The organism is uncultured Methanospirillum sp. (genome assembly GCF_963668415.2).
Lineage (GTDB): Archaea > Halobacteriota > Methanomicrobia > Methanomicrobiales > Methanospirillaceae > Methanospirillum.
Map to the genome: position 1 here is coordinate 2,471,849 of NZ_CAXXDL010000001.1, position 21,708 is coordinate 2,493,556.

Annotated in this window: 21 protein-coding genes and 1 pseudogene; 12 read left to right on the forward strand and 10 right to left on the reverse strand. The window is 46.1% G+C overall.

Annotated features, from left to right (window positions below; all coding sequences use genetic code 11):
* Together ACHZA2_RS11640 and ACHZA2_RS11645 are read right to left on the reverse strand one after the other, a co-directional pair.
* On the reverse strand, positions 1-1,200 hold the full coding sequence (locus tag ACHZA2_RS11640) for a molybdopterin molybdotransferase MoeA (protein ID WP_319579855.1): 1,200 nt from the start codon (positions 1,198-1,200) through the stop codon (positions 1-3).
* Between the two features lie 154 nt (positions 1,201-1,354).
* On the reverse strand, positions 1,355-1,666 hold the full coding sequence (locus tag ACHZA2_RS11645; protein ID WP_319579856.1) for a hypothetical protein: 312 nt from the start codon (positions 1,664-1,666) through the stop codon (positions 1,355-1,357).
* A gap of 218 nt (positions 1,667-1,884) precedes the next feature.
* On the opposite strand from ACHZA2_RS11645, the pseudogene ACHZA2_RS11650 reads away from it, so the two are divergent.
* Positions 1,885-2,376 (forward strand): annotated as a pseudogene (locus ACHZA2_RS11650) (RDD family protein); the annotation flags it as partial.
* A 387-nt stretch (positions 2,377-2,763) separates the two neighbouring features.
* A complete protein-coding gene (locus tag ACHZA2_RS11655) occupies positions 2,764-3,342 on the forward strand; it encodes a hypothetical protein (protein WP_319579857.1) in 579 nt (192 codons plus the stop codon).
* A 30-nt stretch (positions 3,343-3,372) separates the two neighbouring features.
* Here ACHZA2_RS11655 and ACHZA2_RS11660 read toward each other — a convergent pair whose 3' ends face one another.
* On the reverse strand, positions 3,373-3,744 hold the full coding sequence (locus ACHZA2_RS11660) for a response regulator (protein WP_319579858.1): 372 nt from the start codon (positions 3,742-3,744) through the stop codon (positions 3,373-3,375).
* A gap of 212 nt (positions 3,745-3,956) precedes the next feature.
* On the opposite strand from ACHZA2_RS11660, the gene ACHZA2_RS11665 reads away from it, so the two are divergent.
* The 6 genes from ACHZA2_RS11665 (at position 3,957) to ACHZA2_RS11690 (ending at position 10,876) form a co-directional block, all read left to right on the forward strand.
* Positions 3,957-6,485, forward strand: a complete 2,529-nt coding sequence (locus ACHZA2_RS11665; RefSeq protein WP_319579859.1) for a type II/IV secretion system ATPase subunit — start codon at positions 3,957-3,959, stop codon at positions 6,483-6,485.
* On the forward strand, positions 6,482-8,368 hold the full coding sequence (locus ACHZA2_RS11670; RefSeq protein ID WP_319579860.1) for a type II secretion system F family protein: 1,887 nt from the start codon (positions 6,482-6,484) through the stop codon (positions 8,366-8,368). Before ACHZA2_RS11665 ends, ACHZA2_RS11670 begins: the two co-directional genes overlap by 4 nt.
* Positions 8,368-8,742, forward strand: a complete 375-nt coding sequence (locus ACHZA2_RS11675) for a type IV pilin (RefSeq protein ID WP_319579861.1) — start codon at positions 8,368-8,370, stop codon at positions 8,740-8,742. The genes ACHZA2_RS11670 and ACHZA2_RS11675 overlap by 1 nt, the downstream gene beginning before the upstream one ends.
* Positions 8,739-9,287, forward strand: coding sequence for a hypothetical protein (locus tag ACHZA2_RS11680; protein WP_319579862.1), 549 nt, complete (start codon positions 8,739-8,741; stop codon positions 9,285-9,287). The genes ACHZA2_RS11675 and ACHZA2_RS11680 overlap by 4 nt, the downstream gene beginning before the upstream one ends.
* 490 nt (positions 9,288-9,777) lie before the next feature.
* Positions 9,778-10,350 (forward strand): type IV pilin N-terminal domain-containing protein, encoded by a 573-nt coding sequence (locus ACHZA2_RS11685; protein ID WP_319579863.1) that lies wholly within the window; start codon positions 9,778-9,780, stop codon positions 10,348-10,350.
* 43 nt (positions 10,351-10,393) lie between these two features.
* The gene (locus ACHZA2_RS11690; RefSeq protein ID WP_394698564.1) at positions 10,394-10,876 is read left to right on the forward strand and encodes a type IV pilin N-terminal domain-containing protein; all 483 of its coding nucleotides are present in this window, start codon (positions 10,394-10,396) and stop codon (positions 10,874-10,876) included.
* A gap of 33 nt (positions 10,877-10,909) precedes the next feature.
* Here the strand turns inward: ACHZA2_RS11690 and ACHZA2_RS11695 are convergent, their stop codons facing one another.
* On the reverse strand, positions 10,910-11,662 hold the full coding sequence (locus tag ACHZA2_RS11695) for an ABC transporter ATP-binding protein (protein WP_394698565.1): 753 nt from the start codon (positions 11,660-11,662) through the stop codon (positions 10,910-10,912).
* A complete protein-coding gene (locus ACHZA2_RS11700; RefSeq protein WP_319579865.1) occupies positions 11,662-12,477 on the reverse strand; it encodes an ABC transporter permease in 816 nt (271 codons plus the stop codon). The genes ACHZA2_RS11695 and ACHZA2_RS11700 overlap by 1 nt, the downstream gene beginning before the upstream one ends.
* A 284-nt stretch (positions 12,478-12,761) precedes the next feature.
* Between ACHZA2_RS11700 and ACHZA2_RS11705 the strand changes: the two genes are divergently transcribed.
* Positions 12,762-13,625, forward strand: a complete 864-nt coding sequence (locus ACHZA2_RS11705; RefSeq protein WP_319579866.1) for a Rossmann-like domain-containing protein — start codon at positions 12,762-12,764, stop codon at positions 13,623-13,625.
* A gap of 8 nt (positions 13,626-13,633) precedes the next feature.
* Here the strand turns inward: ACHZA2_RS11705 and ACHZA2_RS11710 are convergent, their stop codons facing one another.
* The 3 genes from ACHZA2_RS11710 to ACHZA2_RS11720 all read right to left on the reverse strand — a co-directional run bounded on the left by ACHZA2_RS11710 (position 13,634) and on the right by ACHZA2_RS11720 (position 15,803).
* Positions 13,634-14,257 carry a class I SAM-dependent methyltransferase gene (locus ACHZA2_RS11710; RefSeq protein ID WP_319579867.1) on the reverse strand — a complete coding sequence of 208 codons (624 nt, stop codon included), beginning with the start codon at positions 14,255-14,257 and terminating at the stop codon, positions 13,634-13,636.
* A gap of 233 nt (positions 14,258-14,490) precedes the next feature.
* On the reverse strand, positions 14,491-15,594 hold the full coding sequence (locus ACHZA2_RS11715) for an FIST N-terminal domain-containing protein (protein ID WP_319579868.1): 1,104 nt from the start codon (positions 15,592-15,594) through the stop codon (positions 14,491-14,493).
* 2 nt (positions 15,595-15,596) lie between these two features.
* Positions 15,597-15,803 (reverse strand): hypothetical protein, encoded by a 207-nt coding sequence (locus ACHZA2_RS11720; RefSeq protein WP_319579869.1) that lies wholly within the window; start codon positions 15,801-15,803, stop codon positions 15,597-15,599.
* 257 nt (positions 15,804-16,060) lie between these two features.
* Here ACHZA2_RS11720 and ACHZA2_RS11725 point away from each other — a divergent pair, with 257 nt between their 5' ends.
* Positions 16,061-17,260 carry an aminotransferase class V-fold PLP-dependent enzyme gene (locus tag ACHZA2_RS11725; protein WP_319579870.1) on the forward strand — a complete coding sequence of 400 codons (1,200 nt, stop codon included), beginning with the start codon at positions 16,061-16,063 and terminating at the stop codon, positions 17,258-17,260.
* 20 nt (positions 17,261-17,280) lie between these two features.
* Here the strand turns inward: ACHZA2_RS11725 and ACHZA2_RS11730 are convergent, their stop codons facing one another.
* Complete coding sequence (locus ACHZA2_RS11730) at positions 17,281-18,486, reverse strand: class I SAM-dependent methyltransferase (protein ID WP_319579871.1); 1,206 nt, start codon at positions 18,484-18,486, stop codon at positions 17,281-17,283.
* A gap of 194 nt (positions 18,487-18,680) precedes the next feature.
* On the opposite strand from ACHZA2_RS11730, the gene ACHZA2_RS11735 reads away from it, so the two are divergent.
* Both ACHZA2_RS11735 and ACHZA2_RS11740 read left to right on the forward strand, forming a co-directional pair.
* Positions 18,681-19,028, forward strand: a complete 348-nt coding sequence (locus ACHZA2_RS11735) for a hypothetical protein (protein ID WP_319579872.1) — start codon at positions 18,681-18,683, stop codon at positions 19,026-19,028.
* A 91-nt stretch (positions 19,029-19,119) separates the two neighbouring features.
* Entirely contained in the window at positions 19,120-20,961 is a 1,842-nt protein-coding gene (locus tag ACHZA2_RS11740; protein ID WP_319579873.1) for a PKD domain-containing protein, read from the forward strand.
* A 62-nt stretch (positions 20,962-21,023) separates the two neighbouring features.
* Here ACHZA2_RS11740 and ACHZA2_RS11745 read toward each other — a convergent pair whose 3' ends face one another.
* Complete coding sequence (locus ACHZA2_RS11745; protein ID WP_319538638.1) at positions 21,024-21,233, reverse strand: molybdopterin-binding protein; 210 nt, start codon at positions 21,231-21,233, stop codon at positions 21,024-21,026.
* Between the last annotated feature and the right edge of the window lie 475 nt (positions 21,234-21,708).

A 21,708-nucleotide genomic window follows, 5' to 3' on the forward strand; every position in this document is an offset into this window, starting at 1 on the left:
CTATCTGTACCCGAAGTCGGCATGGACAATCATCTTTACTTCGACCTCCTGCCCCTCAACAGAGGTGTCTTCACCTGCTTTTTTATGGAGAACTCCATCGGCCCTGATCCCCATCATATGTCCAAACACCTGGGGTATTGGAGTGACCAGAATTTTTCCATTATCTTTTTTGACTGTTACCATCCGAAATGTATCAAAACCCTCAATAGATAGTACAGGCCTGGTCAGAGCTCCTCTGATATGCTGTGGCGAAGGGATCGGCACACCACACTGGACAAGAAGGGGAACTACGAGCTCATGGAGTGCTACCATAGTCGAAACCGAAGGTCCGGGCATTCCAAAGACCGGTTTATCATTCACTCGTGCCAGGGTTACGGGTTTTCCCGGCCCCATTGCAACACCATGAAAGAGAAGAGTTCCGCTCTGTTCCATTGCATCAACGGTATAATCCTTGGAACCTGCTGAAGATCCTCCAAATATCAGGGCAATATCACACTCCTGAAGGATCGTGTCGATCACCTGGGATATCCCTGCTGGCTCGTCATGCAGAGCCGGGTACAGTACCGGTATAATATGATACTGTTTCAGAAACGCTGCAATCATGTACGAATTACTGTCTACGATCTGCCCCGGCTGGGGAACGGAGTATGGGGAGATTATTTCATCTCCTGTTGCAACAATCCCCACCTTCCAGGTCCTGACCGTAACCTCAAGGATCCCATATGATAGCATGGCACCGATATCAAAGGGCCTGATTACATGCCCTTTGTCAAAGAGAAGATCGCCTTTTTTAATATCTACCCCTTCGGAAATTGTGTTCTGAAATGGTGATACAGGCCTGTGAATCAGGAATCTGGTATCTGTAACCTGAGTTATCTCCTCAACTGCGATGACAGCATCATATCCATCAGGAAGGGGCATTCCGGTGTTCACCCTTGGTACTTCAACCTCAACCGGGCTGTCTATGCTGGCCATAGCAGTCTCTTCACTTCGTACTGCAATCCCGTCTGGTCCGGCGAGAGTACAGGGAGGGATTGTCCTCTGTGAATATACCGACTGAGCGATTACATGCCCGCAGGAATCAGGAACAGGGATGGATGTATCGGTTTCAGGAGTCTTAAATGATGAGAGAACGACTTCTTTTGCTTTTTCAAGAGATATCAGTTGTGAGTTGATGCATATTTGGGGTATTATGATCACCTTAAGATTGAGTAAAAGTCATCGTATTGGGATTAATAAGTTACAGGTTAGATCAATAACAGTTCTATCTAAATAATATACATAACCATTGAAGATGAAAAATACGTATTATTCCGTTTTGTTCCTCTCAAACAGATCAATTCAAAAAATCAGGCTATCTGAAATAGATCACAATTCCCATTAAAAGTGCAAGAGCCCAGGAAAGTATCATCAGGATCGCATACAACCGGACAATATTTCTTAACCCTTCTTTTTCAAGGGCATAAGCCTCCTTCTTCCGGGATTTGCAGTTTGCAGGCTTGTAATCATCCATCAGCCCATCATCCTCCCATTCGATGGCAAATGAACCCGAATATCCGCACCGGCTGCAGACATCCTTTGGAAAAGTAGTCCAGGGGTCGAATGACTTATACTCCATTCGTCCGTTACACACCGGACAACGCTTCACCCGACTTGGGTGTTTCATATGTTTGTTTATAATTACTAATAGGTTAAATATTTGATGAATGGAGATCTGGATAAAAGATTGGGACCACGCTACAACTGGGATTGAATAAACAATTCTCTGACAAATCTGAATAATATTTTATAATTCAGATACATTTGAATATCTTTGAAATTGAAACTTTGCTATGCATACCATTTATTATTAGACTAAATTAATATTAGTACATATACATATTAATGACAAGCAATTCAATTAATAATATTCAAGCATCTGAACCCAATGAGAATATTCCAGGATTCTCTTATGCTGGGTTGCTTATTCGCCTGATTGCATGTATCATTGATCTCTTTATTCTACATGTAATCTTGTCAGTGCTGATGCTTATCCTTTTTACTGCATTTCCGGGTTTACTCATACCTGATTTATCTACATTATACACGGGGGATTATTTACAAACTTTTACATCATTTTTAATCAGGATATTACTGCTCTTCGGAGTAAGTGTACTATTAATTACATGGGTTTATTCAGCAGGACTGGAGAGTTCCCGTTTTCAGGGAACTTTTGGAAAGCAGATCCTTGGCTTGGTAGTCTGTGATGAAAAGGGTTTCCGGATTTCAATTTGGCAGGCAACAATTAGATATTTCGGGAAAATATTATCGTTTCTTTTAATATGTCTGGGTTATCTCATTATAGCAGTAACAAAAAACAAGCAGGGACTTCATGATATACTCGCCAAAACGTTCGTAATTTTAGCAGATTCAAAAGTATTTGATGAGGAACAGTTATCAGAGGAAGAATTACGAAAGTGGAAAGAGGAAAGGAGCAAAGGTAAACATGTTGCAGGGATTGTTCTTCTTGCATCTATACTATTATTCTTTCTGCTATTCTTTATCCAACCACTAATATTATTAGCACTTTTTTCAACAATGCCAGAAAGTGCAGCACATACCGGCCTCCTAACTTCAGATAAAAATCATTACATATCAAATTTTTCCTCTCAATCGTCACGAACAACATACTGGGATCCTAACGCGGGATCTGAATCTGTAAACCATCAGATACAATACAATCTGACTAGTAATTCCACCATTTCAGATGAGTCGATAAACAAAATGATGAACGGAATACAGAACAATACTGATAATATATCTACCAACAACTCTACACAAATAGAGGATGAATTCCCCCCAATCCCTATTGTAACTGCCACCCCGACTCCGGAACCGACCTCATCGGTGATTCAGAACCCGACAAACCGTACCTTTAACTTCAATCCAACACCGCGAATATCAGTCGGTTACCCTGCTCCCCCAGAGAGTAAAGTCAGTCCGAGATCTGTGTACTCAGAACACGATCTTGAACTGAACGGCACACCCGTCAGCCGAACTCTGAACATTCTGAACGGACCATTTGTAATCGATTATACCATCCATCCCAGGGTAACAGATCCCACTTACGGGTGGGTGACAATACAGATCCACGACGCATGGGAGAACCTGGTTGCTGACGGGGGATATAACAGGAACTACCCGTCAAGCACAAGCCAGCATCTCACGATATATCGGACTGGACTCTATTATATGAGAATGGAAGGGAATTTCGCATCTGTTGATTATACACTCAGAACAATGGATCCCACGCCGAATACCACACCGACAACACCACCTGTTCCACAGGATGAAGAGGAATGAAACCAGATCAAATATTCCTGACAGATTTCATCACTTCAAGCCAAGCGAGCGCTGGATGTTCATCAGGATCTTGTCTTGATCAAACGGCTTTACGATATATCCATCAGCACCTATCCGCATTGCAAGCGCAACTGACACCTCACTCCCTGCCGAAGTGCAGAGAATTACCTTAATGGATGGCTGTTCAGCCTTTATTTCCCTGAGGACATCCATCCCGTTTATCCCTGGCATCATCATATCAACAAGAACCAGATCAGGCTTTTTGCTCCTGCATGCTAGCACCCCTGACTCTCCATCCGGCATTGCATACACGACATGCCCCGCGTCGGTGAGAATTGCTGCGAGAAACTCGCGATCCTGAATCGAATCATCGATTATGAGTATTACAACCAGACAGATCACCTGCTCGTGATGCGCAGGGATGTAGAACTATGTACAAATCAGGGAATTCTTCATCTACCATATAAAGTATAGTAATTTGGATTTATATCATCTCCGGGTAAACAGATCTGGCAGAGTTTGGATCTCATTGTTAATCAGGAGAGAATACCCCGAGTATTTAATAGAGATAAACCATTTACCGGAATGCTGGACCGGCAAATACTACCTGCAACATGACTAACGAGGCTGCAACTCCAAAGGAACCTTCTGTCAGGAGTACCTCTGGGGCTCAGCCGAAGATAATAACCAGGCCACCTGCTCCAAGGATCAGGAGCCTAACGCAGAACTGGCCGGTCTCACGCAGTCTCTTTCATCAGACCATCAGGATTGGACTAAGCCAGACCAGTGATGGGAAGTACCAGTTCCTTCTTCAGCTTGAGCCACTTAGTGATGATGAGAAGAGGATCTGCCATACCATTCATCAGAACCTGATCGCTGAGTACAGATCGCTCGGAAAAACAAAAAATACCAAACTACCAAAGCGTACAGATATCATCTCGCTCATAGAGGCAGAATACCCGCTCATTCCTCCTGAACGCAGGAGGATTATCGCATCATCACTCTTCTTTCACCATGATCCCGGGCGATGGGTACGTCTGCTTATCACAGAACCCGAAGTAACCGGCATCCTCTGTCCCGGGCCTGAAGCACCAGTATCCATCAGATGGAAAGGATACCGTGACTCTATCCCGACAAACATCATCCTGAAACGGTGCCATGTTGACAACCTTGCCAGGTTCTTTCTCAGGTCAGCAGGGGTGGATCCGCAGCAGCAGACGGTTCCTGACCGGATTAAATTTAATGGCATACTCATCAGCCTTACAAGACAGGGGGACAGTTCCGGCTGGTCATGGAGGATTGCAATCACCAAGTCAAGATCCTCTGATACACAGAATGAATACAAGGGTCTCAAAGAGCTGCAGATCCCGGATAGGGAGGGCAGCAATACCGGACATGATCAGAGAGCAGGTGCCAATAGACCCGTAACTGGTGACACCCCCCATGGAGATCAGAAGGTAGAGGATCTTGTCAACCGGATATTTGAGCAGAGTATCCCCTCAAAGAGTAATGAAATAAAATCTGAAGAGGCAGACCATCTGACCCCTGGAACTCCAGAAGCGTCCGGGTTTGCCTGGAAATTAATTAATCCTCTCAAACAGAGTCTCTCATCCTTCACTTCCCTGACTAAAGGGAGAAAGAAGGAGGAAGACAGCAAAACAGAACCAGATTCTGATACTGTAAAGCCGCCATCGGTTCTGAACCTGCAGAATCAGGAGGATGGGACTATTGCAGAAGAAGCATACTGGCTCTTTCAGCCCCACTCTTATGTTGCAGTCATACAGGATCAGAATAAAGACCGGTTGTACAGGGTTGTCGAACCAGAACTATCTCCACGGGAGCGAATCATCCTTGAAGAGACCCATGAAACACTGAGAGATGTCCTCGTATACGACAAACCGGTCATGAAAGGTGAGCTTTTTCTTGAGTACGCAGAGGTGGAGAAGATCGTCAGGACCTACGACCCGAAGATCACAGAAGACCGCCTGGGTGTTCTCTACTACTATCTCAAACGGAACCTGAACGGGTACGGCAAGATCGATCCCCTGATGTATGATGAACTGCTGGAGGATATCTCATGCAATGGCCATAATCTTCCGGTATACGTCCATCACAGGTATTATGGAAGTATTCCAACCTCGATACGGTTTGAGTCTGACGAACTGAACAAGTTTGTACTTAAACTATCCCAGAAGGCAGACAAACAGGTCTCTTTGACCTCTCCGCTTCTGGATGCATCACTGCCAAATGGTGCCAGAGCACAGATCACATACTCTGATGTCGTCTCGACAAAAGGAAGTTCATTCACCATTAGGAAGTTCAGATCAGACCCCATGACCCCTGCAACTCTGATGTCATTCGGGACATACAGTGATGAACTTCTTGCCTTTATCTGGCTGGCACTTGAGAACCGGCAGAGTATGATCGTTGTTGGAGGGACAGCAAGCGGAAAGACATCGGCGATGAACGCATTCTCATTTTTTATCCCACACAACTCCAAGATCGTCTCTCTTGAGGATACCCGTGAGATTCAGATTCCTCAGAAGAACTGGCTCCCGGTCCAGACCCGATCCACCAATGTTGCACATGATCGGGGAAATGTAGATCTTTTCGATCTTCTTAAGGCATCGCTCCGACAGAGGCCTGAGTATATCATCGTTGGAGAAGTCAGGGGAAGTGAGGCACAGACTCTCTTTCAGGCGATGAACAGTGGTCACACCACCATATCAACCCTCCATGCAGGGAATATTGAAGAGGCGCTGAACCGGCTCACCAACGAACCGATCAATGTCCCTGCCGCTATGTTTGGTGCACTCAACCTGATGGTCATTCAGACCTTTCATTATCGGGATGGGCGGATGATCCGCAGGTGTGATGCCATTCATGAGATCGTGCTCGGGGATGGCGACAAGGTGAAATGGAACACTCTGTTTGAGTATGCGCCGGAAAACGACACATTCAGGCGGGTCTACAAGAGATCGAAGACACTCCAGACGATCCAGTACATGCACAACTGGAGTGATGAGGAGATACAGTTCCGTCTCGATGTCAGGGCAGCGTTTTTGAAACGGCTAAAAAACAAGTACAGCACTGATCCAGAGCAACTGATGCGGATGATCACTGACCTTCGGAGGAGTGCATGATCATCATATCACCGAGGCAGGTGGACAAATGGCTTGAAGGAACCGGTCTGCGGAGATCTATCAGGGCATCACACCTCCCATACTCCCAGTACTCGTTCTTTATGATGATGCTCTCCTGTTGCATCCTTTCAGTGGCAGCGTTCATCACCATCGCGGCTTTCCTGCTTATTACTAACTTTCAACTGGTTCCAGCCCAGCCAAATAATATTCTGAATAATAACATCCTGGTCATTGCTATTCTCTTCATTCTGATGGTTCCCGGGGTCGCCATGGTAATCTATACCTACCCATCCACCACTGCAGCCGGAAGGAAGTCCTCTATCGATCTCGATCTCCCGTATGCCATAACCTATATGCAGGCACTCTCGATGACGATGACTCTCTATAACGTCATCAGGAAGATCTACGAGGCCGACGATCTCTTTGGAGAGGTAGGAAAAGAGTTCGGTCTTATCGTCCGTGATGTGGAGGTGTTTGGAGATGATCTCTACACAGCCATCCGGAATCTTCAGGCTGTAACCCCATCAAAAAATCTCGAAGAGTTTCTCAATGATCTCCTCCTCCTCTCAAACAGCGGCGGAGATGTGACAAACTTCCTCTCATCAAGATCTGCGTATTTCAGAGAGTCAGCAGCACGTGAATTAGAGAATGTGCTCAAGACGATTGAGATCATGGCAGAGGTCTATGTGACTGCGTTTGTTGCTGGTCCTATCACGATGATCATCATCATCGTCGCCCAGAATCTGGGTGGCAAATCAGACCTTTCCGCATACATGCCGGTGATTATTCTCGGACTGGCCCTGGGTTCTGTTGGCATGATCTATATCCTGTATCTGATGCTGCCTACTATAAAGATGGATATCACGAGAAAGCCGGTCGATGAGACTGAGTTCGGAGATATTGCAATTGATCTGAGTGAGTTTACAAAGGTAGATCAGAATTTCCTCAAGAAGATTGAGGCGAAGAGAAAGAGGTTCAAACTCGAGAATCTGCTCAAAAATCCTGCACGTGCGTACATCTCAAACTTCGATTATAGTATTGTGATCAGTGTTCTCTGCGGGGGCATCGTCTGTGCCCTGTATTACTTCGGACTACTCAGCACCTGGATATCAAATCTCTCACTTGAAGGGTTTATCTGCCTGCTTATTATAGCGTCACTCACCCCGGTCTCACTTGCGTATGAAGGGAGGAGTTGGTTTGTGAGTAATGTGGAGAATCATACTCCAGAGTTTCTCCGCCAGCTTGTTGATATGAAGGATGTTGGTGTGACTCTTCAGACCGCTATCGGTCTTATCTCAAACTCAAAACTCGGGGTGCTCTCACAGGAACTGGTGATGACCTCGGAGGATATCAGGAGGGGTTCGACGACGATCAATGCTCTTGTCAGGATGGAAGATCGTATCGGGCTGGTATCGGTGAAACGTGCGATGTCACTCCTTGTGAAGGCAAGTGAGGTGACCGATTACATCAAGGATGTTCTTATCATTGCTATCAACGACTTTGAACATTACCTGAAGCTGAAGACGGACCGGTTCAATATCGCGATCACCTATGTGATGATCGTATACCTGGCTGTCGGGATTTATATGTACACCGCGTATTCCCTGAATGTCTCGTTTATCGCTTCGTTTACCCAGTTCAATATCACGTTTGATACAGCCAGTAACCTGACCGATATGTTCAGGATAGGACTTGTTCTCGGGTTCTTTTCAGGGCTGATGGCGGGACAGTTATCGGCAAACAGTATACTAGCCGGATTTAAGCATGCTATTCTCCTCGTGCTTGGGTGTTTTATCCTTTTCACCTTTATCATCCCGTACCAACTTGATCTAATGACCGCCGCAGCCCATGCTGCAGCAGCAAACGCTACGGCAGGTGCCTGATGAAGGATCCGGGAGTATCCTCTGTAGTCAGTGAAGTATTATTGATCGCTCTTGTGCTAATACTGGTCCCCATAGTAACAATCAGCCTGATGAATCAGGTTCCAGAAGACCGGATTCCTACAGTCACGATACAGATGGGGCCTCTCAATGATACTGGTTATCTTTTCTTCTATCATAAAGGTGGGGACTGGATCAAAAAGGAAAATGTCCAGATATTCCGTAATGGGTATAAGATAGATTCGGCAAGGATCTTTTTAAAAAATCAGACATTTGACCTTGGTGATACATTAGGTGTATCTGATATGAGCGATGGGGATAAGGTCTCTATTGTGACCAAAAATTCTGTGATATTTACTGGAATTGCAAAAAAATGAGAGATGATGCAGTATCCCCCATTGTGGCGTTTATGCTCCTTCTAATGGTCATTGTCTCCTTTATATCAATATTAAATGCATATTACATTCCTTCGCTCAAGCAGCAGGCGGAAGTTCAGCATTTACACCTGGTAGAAGAGAGTTTTAGTAAAATTACTCCTGATATGCTTCAAATTCTGACGTTCCGGAAGAACCTCTCGATGAAAGAGTCGTTTCCACTGGGGGGAGGTGATGTTATCTTTTCCCCTTTGAAGTCATCAGGGTACCTTGAAGTAAACACAACACTCCAAAGTGAACCACTATCAAATATCTCGGTCCAAGTTAATGGCAATCCTATAGAAAACATAACCTCAGTAATAAATCAGACAAAAATAGTTTTTCGGCCAGTAGGCAATTTCTGGATTAGCCAGGGGTATGTTTGGAATGATGGTGTCCTGAATGTTACAAAAGGGAACCGGATCACTTTTTTACAATATCCAGATACTGATACAGGTAGGGCTAATGATGACGGGGTTCGTACTATGAAATGCTCTTTCCAAGAATAAAAATTGAAACAAATCAAAATAACACATCGTCAATACAGATTGATCTGGTGAATATTGAAAACCCGGGATCATATCGATTTGTAAGTGGGAATGGAGTCGGAAATATCAATATTCAGATCAAAGAGTCAAATAAAACATCATTAAGACTAAATAACCAAACAACAATCCGATTCAAATTTTTCAATTACGATACTCAAATTCTTAATTGTAATTCGTCATTCGATAAAGCCAAGAACGAGATCAATTATATGAATAACACAGAGTTGAACGTAGATGATTCCTCAAAAGGAGAATACACATTAAAAATTAAGTCAAATTACATCGTAGATAATTACACCAATTACCCAACAGTTATTATCACGCGATGGAATCTGTCTGATTATGTCATATAAGAATTATATTCTAAAAAAAGGTCACAAATATTCAATAAATCAAAGTTTACAAAATCAATAAGTAAACTAGATAGTCTCTAAAAACCCATGTCTACTAAATGATACGATACCATGCCAGAGGTCCAGTCTGCAGATACAATCCGGATTCAGCGGTTTCACCGGTTGTGGGCATTATGCTGATGCTTACTGTTACCTTGATTCTTGCGGCAATTATCAGCGGGTATGCCGGGGGAATTGCAAAGACACAGACAAAACCTCCTCAACTGGTCTTTGAAGCGTCCATGGTGAATGACACAACCATTGCCTCAAACAGTTTTTTAGATGTCAGGATCATCTCGGTTAGTGAAGGAATTCCATCAAAGGATCTCAAATTTCAGACCGAATGGAAGGTAAATGGAGCTCAACCACACCATGTTGTTATCACACCATCAGGTTCCGGGTATCCATTCGGGTATGATCCGGGAGATCAGACACCCAAAACTTTTGGAAACTTCACACTACTTGCAGGATCGCATCTGCTCACCAATTATACCGGCTTGAGTATTGTCATGTCTGATTCATGGAACAAGTCTGATTCCGGAATTAGTGAAGGAACTCCAATCAGAATCCAGTTTGTTCATGTTCCGAGTGGTGCGATAATTGCAGATAAAGAGATCACAGCGGAGACGTGAGATGACACAAGAGGCCGTTTCTCCGGTGATCGGTGTTCTTCTCATGCTGACCCTGACCCTGATCATCGCTGCGATTGTGAACAGCTATGCGGGAGGGCTTATGGAGACTGACACCAAGGCTCCTTCTGTAACATTGCAGGCCAAATATTATCAAAACGGCACAGGGATGGAGATCCGTCATATCAGTGGAGATCCATTGCCAACAGGATCAGTTAAGGTGGTTATAAAACCATCTGATACAATGGGGAAAAGTGCGTCTCAGTATACTTCGATTGTAAATAAATCGCTGATCACAAATCTATCTGGAACAGATTCCTGGGCCAGTGGTATAACCTCACTGCGACCAGGGGAAATCGACTATATATTAGGAAATAACACAAACAAAGGAAATCTTTCTCAGTTACAAAATGGTATCCCTGAACAATATCTATTCAATAACACCAATAATCTTGGCAATACGTTCTTCATGGAGATTTATTATAAGAACACCATGATATCAAAAAATGAGGTTCTCATAGAGAACTAACCAATATTTGAAAAAATAATCCCGGACCTATTTTCAGTCTATCGCTATTGCCCCAAAATCCCGGTACTCATAACACTCACACTTGAGATTAGAGAGATTCGGAGCACTCACCCCTGACTCCAGTTCCTCAGGCTTTCCTTCCCATATGACTGTCCCCTTCTCAAGAACAATAACTCTGTCCCCGATGATCTGTGCATCCTTTATCGAGTGAGTGACCATGATCGCCGGATGATTGCTTGCAACAAGTTGTTCACGAAGTTCAAGCCTGATCTTCTCCCTTGCATGAGGGTCAAGAGCTGTAAGCGGTTCGTCTAGAAGCAGGAGTTCCGGTTGGATGATGAGAGCCCTGGCAAGAGCCACACGTTGCCGCTGTCCTCCTGAAAGATTCGTAACCCTCTCGCTTTTGACATGGGCGATCTCGAGATCTTCCAGGACTTTCTGGATATGGGTTGTTATCTGATCTTTCGGGATTTTACGCATCTTCAGACCATATGCGATGTTATCGAAGACTGACATATGGGGGAAGAGAGCGTAATTCTGAAACACATATCCGATGTTACGCTCTTCCGGGGGGGAGGCTATCTTCTGCCCGGAACTGAAAATTACATTGCCGTTGAGGGTTATCTCACCCTGATCAGGATTCAGAAGCCCGGCCAGGAGGTTGAGAATCGTTGATTTTCCCGAACCATTTATGCCGAGAAGAATGAGAACCTCACCCGGGTTCACGGTGAACTGTATCTTCAGTTCAAAATCTCTCAGTTGTTTCTGCAGGTTTGCGGATAGCATCAAAGAGACCTCCCTGCAATGACACGTATTGTGACAAGAATAACACAGGATATCCCGATAAGCACAAGAGATAAGGATATCGAAGCCGCGAGATCATTCTGCATCAGACCATAGATAGCAAGGGGCATCGTCTGGGTTTTTCCAGGCAGATTTCCTGCAACCATGATAGTAGCCCCAAACTCACCGATAGCCCTGGCAAAACCGAGAATTACTCCGGATATAAGACCGGTCCAGGCAAGTGGGATGGTTATTCTGAAGAAGGTTGCTAATGGAGAGGCACCAAGTGTCCGTGATGCCGCCTCATACGACTGATCAACCATGGCAAAAGCGGTCTTTGCCTGCCTGATGTATAGGGGTCCTGCAACAAACACCTGGGCGAGGACCACGGCAAAGATGGTAAATATGATAGCAATCCCCATGTCATTTAGGTGGGAGCCGATGAGCCCCCGTCTGCCGAAGAGAACAAGCAGTGCAAGACCGGCAACAGATGGTGGCAGTACAATTGGGAGATCGAGCAGGGTCTCGACAAAATCCCTCCCGCGATACGGTACCCGTGCATTCAGGTAGGCAAGCGGAGTGCCGATGAGAACAACAATCATCGTTGAGGCTGCAGCGGTGATGAGCGAGAGATATATTGCACTCTCAACCTCTGGTTTGAGAATGGCTGCGATGAACTCTTCGGGAGTTATCCGCAGCACAAGTGAGAGCAGGGGGAGCGTGAAGAAGAGTATAGTTATGAGAACGATCAGACCGAATAGAACCGGTGCTATCTTGGTTATCAGGTTTCCAGAATTGATGGTGCCAGGTTTCATCATCCTTTTCTCTGGTCACATATAGATCCGATCTGGTATCTAACCATTCCCTTCCTGCCCGTGATCAGGTATGGTCATATCCCGACAATTCAGGAATTGTTCTGATTGAACAACTCTTTAAAAAACCCCAACGGTGCCCCGTTGGGGTCACCAGAGAGGACCGGTGAAAAAGACTTTTTAATATAATACTGATATGAGAACCGGTATACTCAATCGAATAATTGAAATAATCTTTTAACTTTTTTATCCATATCTATAGAGCGCTATCAGATGCCACGGAACATATCATGACCCTGAAACCGGCGACGATCCTTGAAAAAGGATACCAGAAACTGCTCAGCGAGTACAGACGACTAAATCTCCCTGATGTAAGGGTGAAGCAGCTCGGTCTTAATCCGGGATGGAATGCTGTTATCGGAACCGATGGGTGCTCTGGGGTTGCGATGAGTTTCCAGGACAACAACCCCCTCTATGGCACTGAACAGACCGGCATCGATCCTGCGTACCTCCAATCCTGTATCGGCAGACCGCTCTTTGAGGTTGCCAGGGAGACGATTGGAGAGCAATGCCTGGGCAGGCGTTCCGTCGGCCTTGCTGCCCTCAACGCCCTCTCACAGCCGCTGGTCACCGATGAAGTCCTGCTGGAGAAAGGGTACAAGGTAGGGATAGAGGTCAAGGACCTTGTCAGGAGTGATGACAACCTCGTGATAGTTGGATATGGGGGGCTTGTAAAGAGTTATGCCGGAAGGTGCAGGGAACTGCATGTCACCGATCAGCGCCCGGTTGAAGCGTTCAGGACAACGATAATTGGTGAGACCATCACCTATGGTCCTGCAGGGATAACCGTGCATCCTGCTGATGAAAATAGAGAAGTGCTTGCCGATGCGGATGTCGCCATCATCACCGGATCTACTCTTGTGAACGGGACCTTTGAAGAAGTTGTTGGATATGCAAAGAATGCCAGAATCAGAGCGCTCTATGGGTCGAGTGCCCAGTTACTACCGGATGTGCTCTTTGAGAATGGTATCACCATCGCGATGTCGGTAGCCATCAGCGATCCTGAAAAGTTCGAATATGATGTTATGAATGCTCCGGATATGGAGACTGCTCTCCGTAAACACCAGCGAAAATATAACGTAGGGAACCCGTAACTCCGTATCTATCGTGAAAAAATTATCCAGAACCCCGATTCATCATTGATGATCCGGTAATCACCGATGATGGCGGCCCTGATTGCATCTTCAATTTCTCCAGGACCATATTTGCGAAACCGCATTCCCGGAGTAATCACAGATTCCCGTTCCGGATTATCTTCTTTTTTCTTCAGATTGATGGCATCTCTGATCTCTGCTGAACCATACCCTCCCCCGACATAAGCGATACCCCCTTCTTTGAGGATACGATGGATCTCTCTAAACGCACCTGGAAGGTTACTCCAGAAGTGATACGAACCACGGCTTACAACAAGATCACATGATCCATCATGGAGGGGGATGGTATGAACACCGCCGATAATTGGGCATATTCGTTCAGTAAGGTTTCTGAGCCGTATATTCTTCCAGAGAAGGTTCTGCATTTTTGGTGAGGTATCAAGGGAAATCATCCAGAGATCAGACTGGAGAGCCAGAGCAATAGAAAGAGGCCCAGGACCAGAACCAATATCTACACAGATACCCTCGCAGATCCCGGTTCTTTCAAGAATCTGGCTGGCAATAACCGGATAAATCCGTGCATATGTTGTTCTGGTCAACTGGTCATATCGTTCGGCATTTTCAAAGGACATGAGGGGTTTATCCGTGATGTATAGTGGAACCTGATTCTGTCAGAACAGATCGTGTGAGATAATAAATGTGTATAATAGTTTTTATTTGCGTGAAAAAGTCCTTTTCATCGGTCCTCCCTGGGGGACCCAACGGGGCACCGTTGGGGTTTCTACCATAATAACTGCATGATATCGCCTGGAACTATCTGACTGATCGAAAAAAGAACTGGTATTGCCGGTGTTGTTACACACAATCAGAAGAATACCAGCATCGTTGCAGTCTGGTTGATATGGCCGATATACTCCTCTCCATAGGTTGAAAATCCTACTGTTGGAATATCCTTAAAGATATTACCGTATGCCTCATTCTTTCCTTCCTGGTAGAGTTGGAGGGTTCTGAGGATGCAGTTGAAATTTATTATTCCTTTGGCAGGGGTATCTTTATTCTGGATCTTCTGTATCGCTGCTGTTGTGTCTGCGATGATATCTGTTGAAGAGAGAACCTCAAGATCCACACCGTTTCTGATCTGGCAGTAGAAGTAGATGGAACTCCCGTCAACCCGCTGTGGACTTCGCACAAACGGCTCACCTTCGGCAATAAGCCCCACCGGATTTGACATGAAATGAGAGGCAATGTCGCTCTCCTTGGCGCCGACTGCCTCTGCATATGCGGTAACTGCCGGTTTGCCATTGAACTCGATGACCTTGCGGGTTGCTTCGTCTACTGCGGTCGGGACAAGTTTCTTCCCGGTCCCGCAGAACGACTGGGTCTTTACCAGTTCGAACCGGGAGGCCGGCTTCAATAATGCGAGCACCGCTGAATTCTCGTATACCTCTCCGTCCAGATATACGCTGGTCTTCTTAAAAGCAAGGTCATCGCCTGCTGATCCGCCAATTACCGGAATATCAACCAGATCTCCGATCTTCTCCATCAGCCACTCCTCAGCACAGGAGAGACCATCGATAAGGATGATGCCTACGTACTGTTCAGGATTGAGATCGAGTGGTTTGGATCCAAACTTCTCCGCAAGGCCGATAACTGCCCGTGACGGGGCCTTGCGATCACTGAGATCGATAACATCTGCTGCAATGCCTGATATTGCATCAGATTCAAAGGCCATGGCGACAACAGAGTTCTTCAGCATGCTGCCTGATACCTGTTCGCCGGCTGTTGAACACCCGATGACGGTGGCATCAGCGAATTTCTCCTTCATCATCCTGCTGATGGAAGCAGGATCATATTGTGATGAAGCAAAAAAGAGAACTGCTACCGGTTTCAGATCTGAAAACGATCCTGCAATCTCTGTCGCAACAGCCGATGGTTCGGGTTTTAATGATTGTGCTACCTTAATTGCCATATTTACCCCGTGAGCTGGACACCCATATCTTTTGCGATCTCTCTGATCTTTTGGATGACTGCTGGATCATCGTCAGATGAGGCATTATATTTTGTTCCGTCGATGCCCTTGAGAAGGAGCTTTGTTCTCGTTGTGGACTCAAGGCTGGGATTACCCTGTGCCCGCTGCTCAACGAGGCTATCAATGAGGAGTTTTATCTTACCGGCCATAGGTCATACTCGCAAGGTGCCTAAATAGTATATGAATTTAGGTACTTATCTGCATTGTTCTTTGAATGTGGTGGGAACATCATCCATCTACTTTCCTTGGTTCTCAATCTGGTTTATCCGGATGTTTGGATGAAACTTTGCGGAGGAGAAATTTTCCCGCCAGATAGATCTCGCTCGCTGTTATCGAACTCTTGCCTCCGATTTTTTACCGATATGACCTAGATCCTTCATGGATTTTACCCCAATAGAAAACCTCAATGTCACTGACATATCAATATTATTTTGTGAACAAATCCTATCCACCACCGCGTGATATCTATCTCAATAATGCTGCAACCTCATGGCCAAAGCCGGAATCAGTCATCAGGGCGGTGCGTGATCACCTTCTTGCCATGCCTGGAGAATCAGGGCGTTCGACCGATGAACTCACTCTCGATCCGGTTCAGAAGGCTCGGGAGACGGTAGGGGAGTTTTTCGGCTGCGAGAACCCTGATAACCTGATCTTTACATCCGGGGCAACCCAGTCGCTGAATATGCTGATCCATGGGTTTGCTGCTGGACAAGGATCGCAGTTTCATGCCATCACCACGGACCTTGATCATAACTCTGTCCTGCGTCCACTCACGACTCTTGCAGATCAACGAAGAATAACCCTCTCGATCATCCCATCACGTGATGGATATGTTCATCCTGCTGATGTCCGGGATGAAATAAAGGATGACACCCGGCTTCTTGTCATAAACCAGGGGAGCAATGTCATCGGGACCGTCCAGAAGATACAGGAGATACATGCAGTACTCAAAGGAACCGGTATATTCCTGCTTGTTGATGGATCGCAGACTGCCGGACAGATCCCAATCGATCTCTCACGACTTGGTGCTGATGCCTTTGTCTTCACCGGACATAAGTACCTCTTTGGCATGCCGGGAACCGGAGGGTTCTGGATCCGCGATCCCGAAGCAGTACAGCCGATCATGCAGGGAGGCACAGGCACAAACTCAGCCGACCTCAGGCAACCGGCGATGCTTCCGGAGCGGTACGAAGCAGGAACGCCCAACTATCCTGGTATTATCTCGCTTGAAGCAGGGGTCACGTATATTCAGGAAACCGGGTTCGATAGGATTGTTGATCATCAGAAGAGGTGCATTAACGCTTTTTATGAACCGTTGAAGGATTCTGATTCGATGATCAGGTACCACCCATCGCCTGATATCCCCGTCTTTGCGGTAAACATTAAAGGAATGGATCCCGACACAGCAGGATTTGTGCTCAGAACTACATATGGTATCATCACCAGAACCGGACTCCATTGCGCCCCCCTGATCCATAACCAGATTACTGCAGGAAAAGGATGTGTGAGGCTCAGCCCGTCGCTCCTCACCGACCCGGCAGATTGCCAGTACGCAGGAGAGGTCCTGGCAACTCTGGGGAAGCAGGTTCGGGCATCAGGAATGTAAAACCAGACTCATCTGTGAGCCTAGGATTTCTGCCGCTCTTCGGCTGAAGAAGAGAGGCCCATGAGTGACAGTGTCTTCAGCCAGTCAGGATCCTGTGTGTCAACCGTGAGGGTGACCGTCTGTTCCCGTTGTTTTCTTGAGAGGAGCGTGATCCGGAGAGATGGGGCTGGTCTCATCTGTTCTTTCTTCTTGCAGATGATCATGGTCACCATAAAGTCATCCTTACAGAGATCAGGGATCTGTTCAACCTGTTTTATCTCAAATCCACACTCCCGGAGGGCATAGACATACGAATCAGAGAGGAATGGCTGCTTCCCTTTGTGTGACTTCCACTCTGGTTCTCCGTCTACCATCCACATCTTGCGTTCCAGCTGGGAGATGGGATTATCCACGATATCTGTATCACTGGATTGAATGTTGACAAATATACCTCCCGGGGCCAGAGCATTATAGATCTTCGATATCATGGCGGTCTTCTTCCCGCTCGGATTTGAGGATGACAGGATGAGATCATACCCGGTACCGAGTTCGTCAGTGAAAAAGTTACCTGGAAATACCTTCACCTGCTCGTCCATATCATGAGCAATAATGTAATCGCATGTTGTATCAGTCACCTCTGGCAGGTCAAACACGATACTGATGAGATCCCGCTTCAGTGAAGCGAGTGCAATCGAGTACAGCCCGTGTCCTCCACCAAGGTCAAGCATCTTATGGGCAGACAAAAATTCAGGCATGGCAACGATCGATCTGACAACATGCTGTAGCCTGCCGGTCATGGCATTCTCTGCCATCGGTGGAAGACACATATCGCAGAAGAACTCCTTCTTGTCGTACACAACCGGGCCGTTCCTGATGACGTCTGGGAGATTGACCCAGAGTTCTGATATCTTCTTTCTGATCTTCTCCAGGTATGCCCCTTGATAATACGGTGATTGCGTCGTGAAGTATGTGGATGCCACCTGAGTATTCTGGTACATGGCCTCATCTTCACTGATAAATCCACAATCCACCAGGATTCCCAGAAGCGGGGGGATCATATCAGAATGAGGAACTAATTGGCGGAGATCATCGAGTGAGACCGGTACATCAAGATGATCAAACAGTCTGATATTCAGTGCAGCAATGAGAGAGTAGAACTGCTGTGCCTCTGCAGCCATCCGGTTGATTGTGGTAAAAAGGAGATCTGGTTCTGTTGGTGGATTTGTGATGAATACCCGCTGTCTCATCCGATGACTTCTCTCTTCGGTCAGACGATATGAGGATGGGGCAGATGAAATGTGGTGTGAACAAAATGATTGGGTCATTACGATCACTATACATAATCTGCAATCCTATATTATCTCGATGGAAGCTAACTTCTTTAAACTAATATTTAATAAATTCTAATGCACACGAAGGTATAGATCTGGCCGGACGTTCAATGAATACCAGCGATTCAAATACAGACAGGACAATCATGCTTGATACCATTCAGGAAGTAAAGGTCAAACAGTGCGGGGATGGCAAGATAAAAAAGGAGTATCTTCTGCCGGGACCGGTAACACGGGAGATGGTCAACGCCATGAAACCCGCAGGGGATGTCTATATCATGGATTATCTTGCAGATCCGGTATACACGATCATCCATAACTCAACCTTCAACATGAGAGGGGTTGTAGGAAAGAAGAAGATCGAGGTATGGTATGCTGCAGATGAACTGGAGCGTTCAGAGAAGCTTCTCCTTTCCATGTTCGTATCAGTCCTTTCAGGTGAACCTGACGAAACGTGACTGATTTGACGATCTGAAAGTCCCTTGAAGAATCACATCAATTTATCAGCACAGAAAGTGATCCTCTACTACTGAACGGGGATTTATACCAATGGACACGGGGGGACTGGCATACTCAATTTGGTATCTCAAGGTAGCATGCATACTGCTGATCTGTCTGGCAGGGTCAGGGAGCCTGGTCTCTGCATATCATATCCCGACTGTTGATGAAGGACTGCTTTCAGACAGGGGATGTTACATCGGGGCATATCTTGGTGGAAACCAGGGTTCAAACAATGTCGCATGTGTAAATTACTATCAAAAAGCACAGCCAAACCCGTGGGAGACGCAGATCTGGGATCATCCGGGAACATATGGAGAACGTGCATCTGATGGTGTTGCAGCAGTTGATACCGGTATCGACACCTTCAGAACAAGTGTAGAGAGTATTCACCCTGGAAGCGGGAACAAACAACTGCTCTTCTCACGATACTATAACCTCGCCAGTTATCCTGATTCTGACTACGGCAAGATCAAATATACGCCTTCCTCCTCCTGTATTGCCTGGGCTGAACATGTCCTCCAGCAGGGCGGTATTCCGGTTATCGTCCTGTATCCCTGGTCATATACCGCATCTGACGGTACCCTTGATCTATCAGTAACTGCCGGAGGATCAAAGAGCGGAACCCAGAAACTTAGTGATATCGCAGGTCTGTGCGATGCATTGAGTAAAAAATACCCTGATAAATCTGGAAAGGCGGCAACAATCCTGATCTGCTTTGGTCTTGAGTACAACGCCCAGTGGGTTGTCAATCCGAGTGGGAATGATAGTATTGACGATGCCAATAAAAAGGCCTGGAGAAAGGCGTTTCGTACGGCTTACTCGGTTTTTTATGCACAAGCAAACCCAAGCGTTCAGATGATCTGGGCAGGCAACATCGCCCAGAAAAAAGAGGATCGCTTATATTACTGGCCAGGAACCGGTGATAACGGTGAGCAACTCAGTAAAGATTCGGTAGACTGGGTGGGCATGACCTGGTATCCCTGGCCGGGAGGCCCGACATCCCTCACTCAACTGAAAGGATTCTATGACTATTATTCGGTAGAAAAGAAGCATCCGTTCATTTTCATGGAGACCTCGGCTGATGGGCAGGGGTCTGCAGAGAAGGAAAAGCAGTACAAAGAGAATCAGGTAACCTATCTCTATAACGCTACAACGCTCTCGGCATTCCCCAATATCAAAGGGATCATCTGGTTTGATGTTATTAAAGGAGAAGCGAAGAGCGGATCTGATGGAACAATGGTTGCAAAAAACTTCCTGATCCCTGATGGAGATTGGGACAACCATGACAAGAGTATTTCGATTCCCGGCACGCTCTATTCGTTATCAAACCGGACCAGGATGATGAGTAATCTGTATCCTGATGCGGCTGCAGACTCCTACTTCCTTGGGAAATCAGGGAATCTGGTGGTTGCTGATTATTCAACCCGGTTTGGACGCAATGCGTTTTCTATACAACTGGTTGATACAAGCAAAGGTCAGGTTACTGCATGGAAGTGGGATGTAAACAACGATACGATCCCTGAGTACGAGACAAAGAATGCAACCCACACCTTTGATATGTACGGAAAATATCCGATAAATCTCACCATAAAGGCAGGCGATGAAGAACAGACCGAGATGAGAGTGATACGGATCCCGGGCGGGCTGATATCTGACAAACCCTTCATCTCTTTTGGAACAAATCCAGATAATGGATTTTTGTTCATTGATAACACGTTTTATGGGCGTACAAACGGGAATGAGAAGTTCTTCCAGGTCCCTCCCGGAACCCATACCATCAGGATCGTTAGGGATGGATACAGGCCCTGGTCTGCCCGATACTCACTTCAATGGCCGGAGATGAAGAGTTATGGCATCATCAACCTGACTCGGAATCCCGAAACCAAATAAGACTGATGGACGGATTCATGGGAGTCCGGAATACATCCGGTTCTAACTGAAAAAAGTGGCGGTTAATCAACCGCTACCATTACTTCGCTTGCCTTTACCACTGCATATGCCTCTTTTCCTTCCTTCAGCCCAAGGTTCTCAACCGCATGAGCAGTGATCATGGAGGTTACCAGAACACCGTTGCCGATATCAATGACCACTTCAGCGTTGACCGGACCCTTGGTGATCGACTTGATTGTTCCCTTCAGTGTATTTCTTGCGCTAATTTTCATGGTTGATTCCTCCATCACCCGGGGGTGAGTGATAGAGTGAGGAACCTTAGACCATATAATCTTGCCGTTTCGTATATCAGTTTGAATATATCTGTCATAGAAATACAACAGTATTGATCACGTTTTCGCGCTCATAAGTAGTTCATGTAGAATTCTGAATCCCTGATCTGCGATGATGAGTCAGAATAGGATATCTGTATAGCACAGGGGTATCAACAAAACAGAGATGACATCAGTGACAGGACACGAAAGGGAAAATAGGAGTTACCTCCTACCTTCCTCCAGCACGGTAATACCGTTAATCCCTTCCAAAATCCAGAGTGTTCTCAGCCGTGAATTTGGATCAATACATCAGCACACTGTTTCCGATTGAAATCGTAACGCCTGTATTGATCAGTACCTGATTGTCCGATGGAGTTGAAGTAGAATCCCGTCCACTGGTTTCATACAACCCCACCTCCTGCGGTGCCATCCT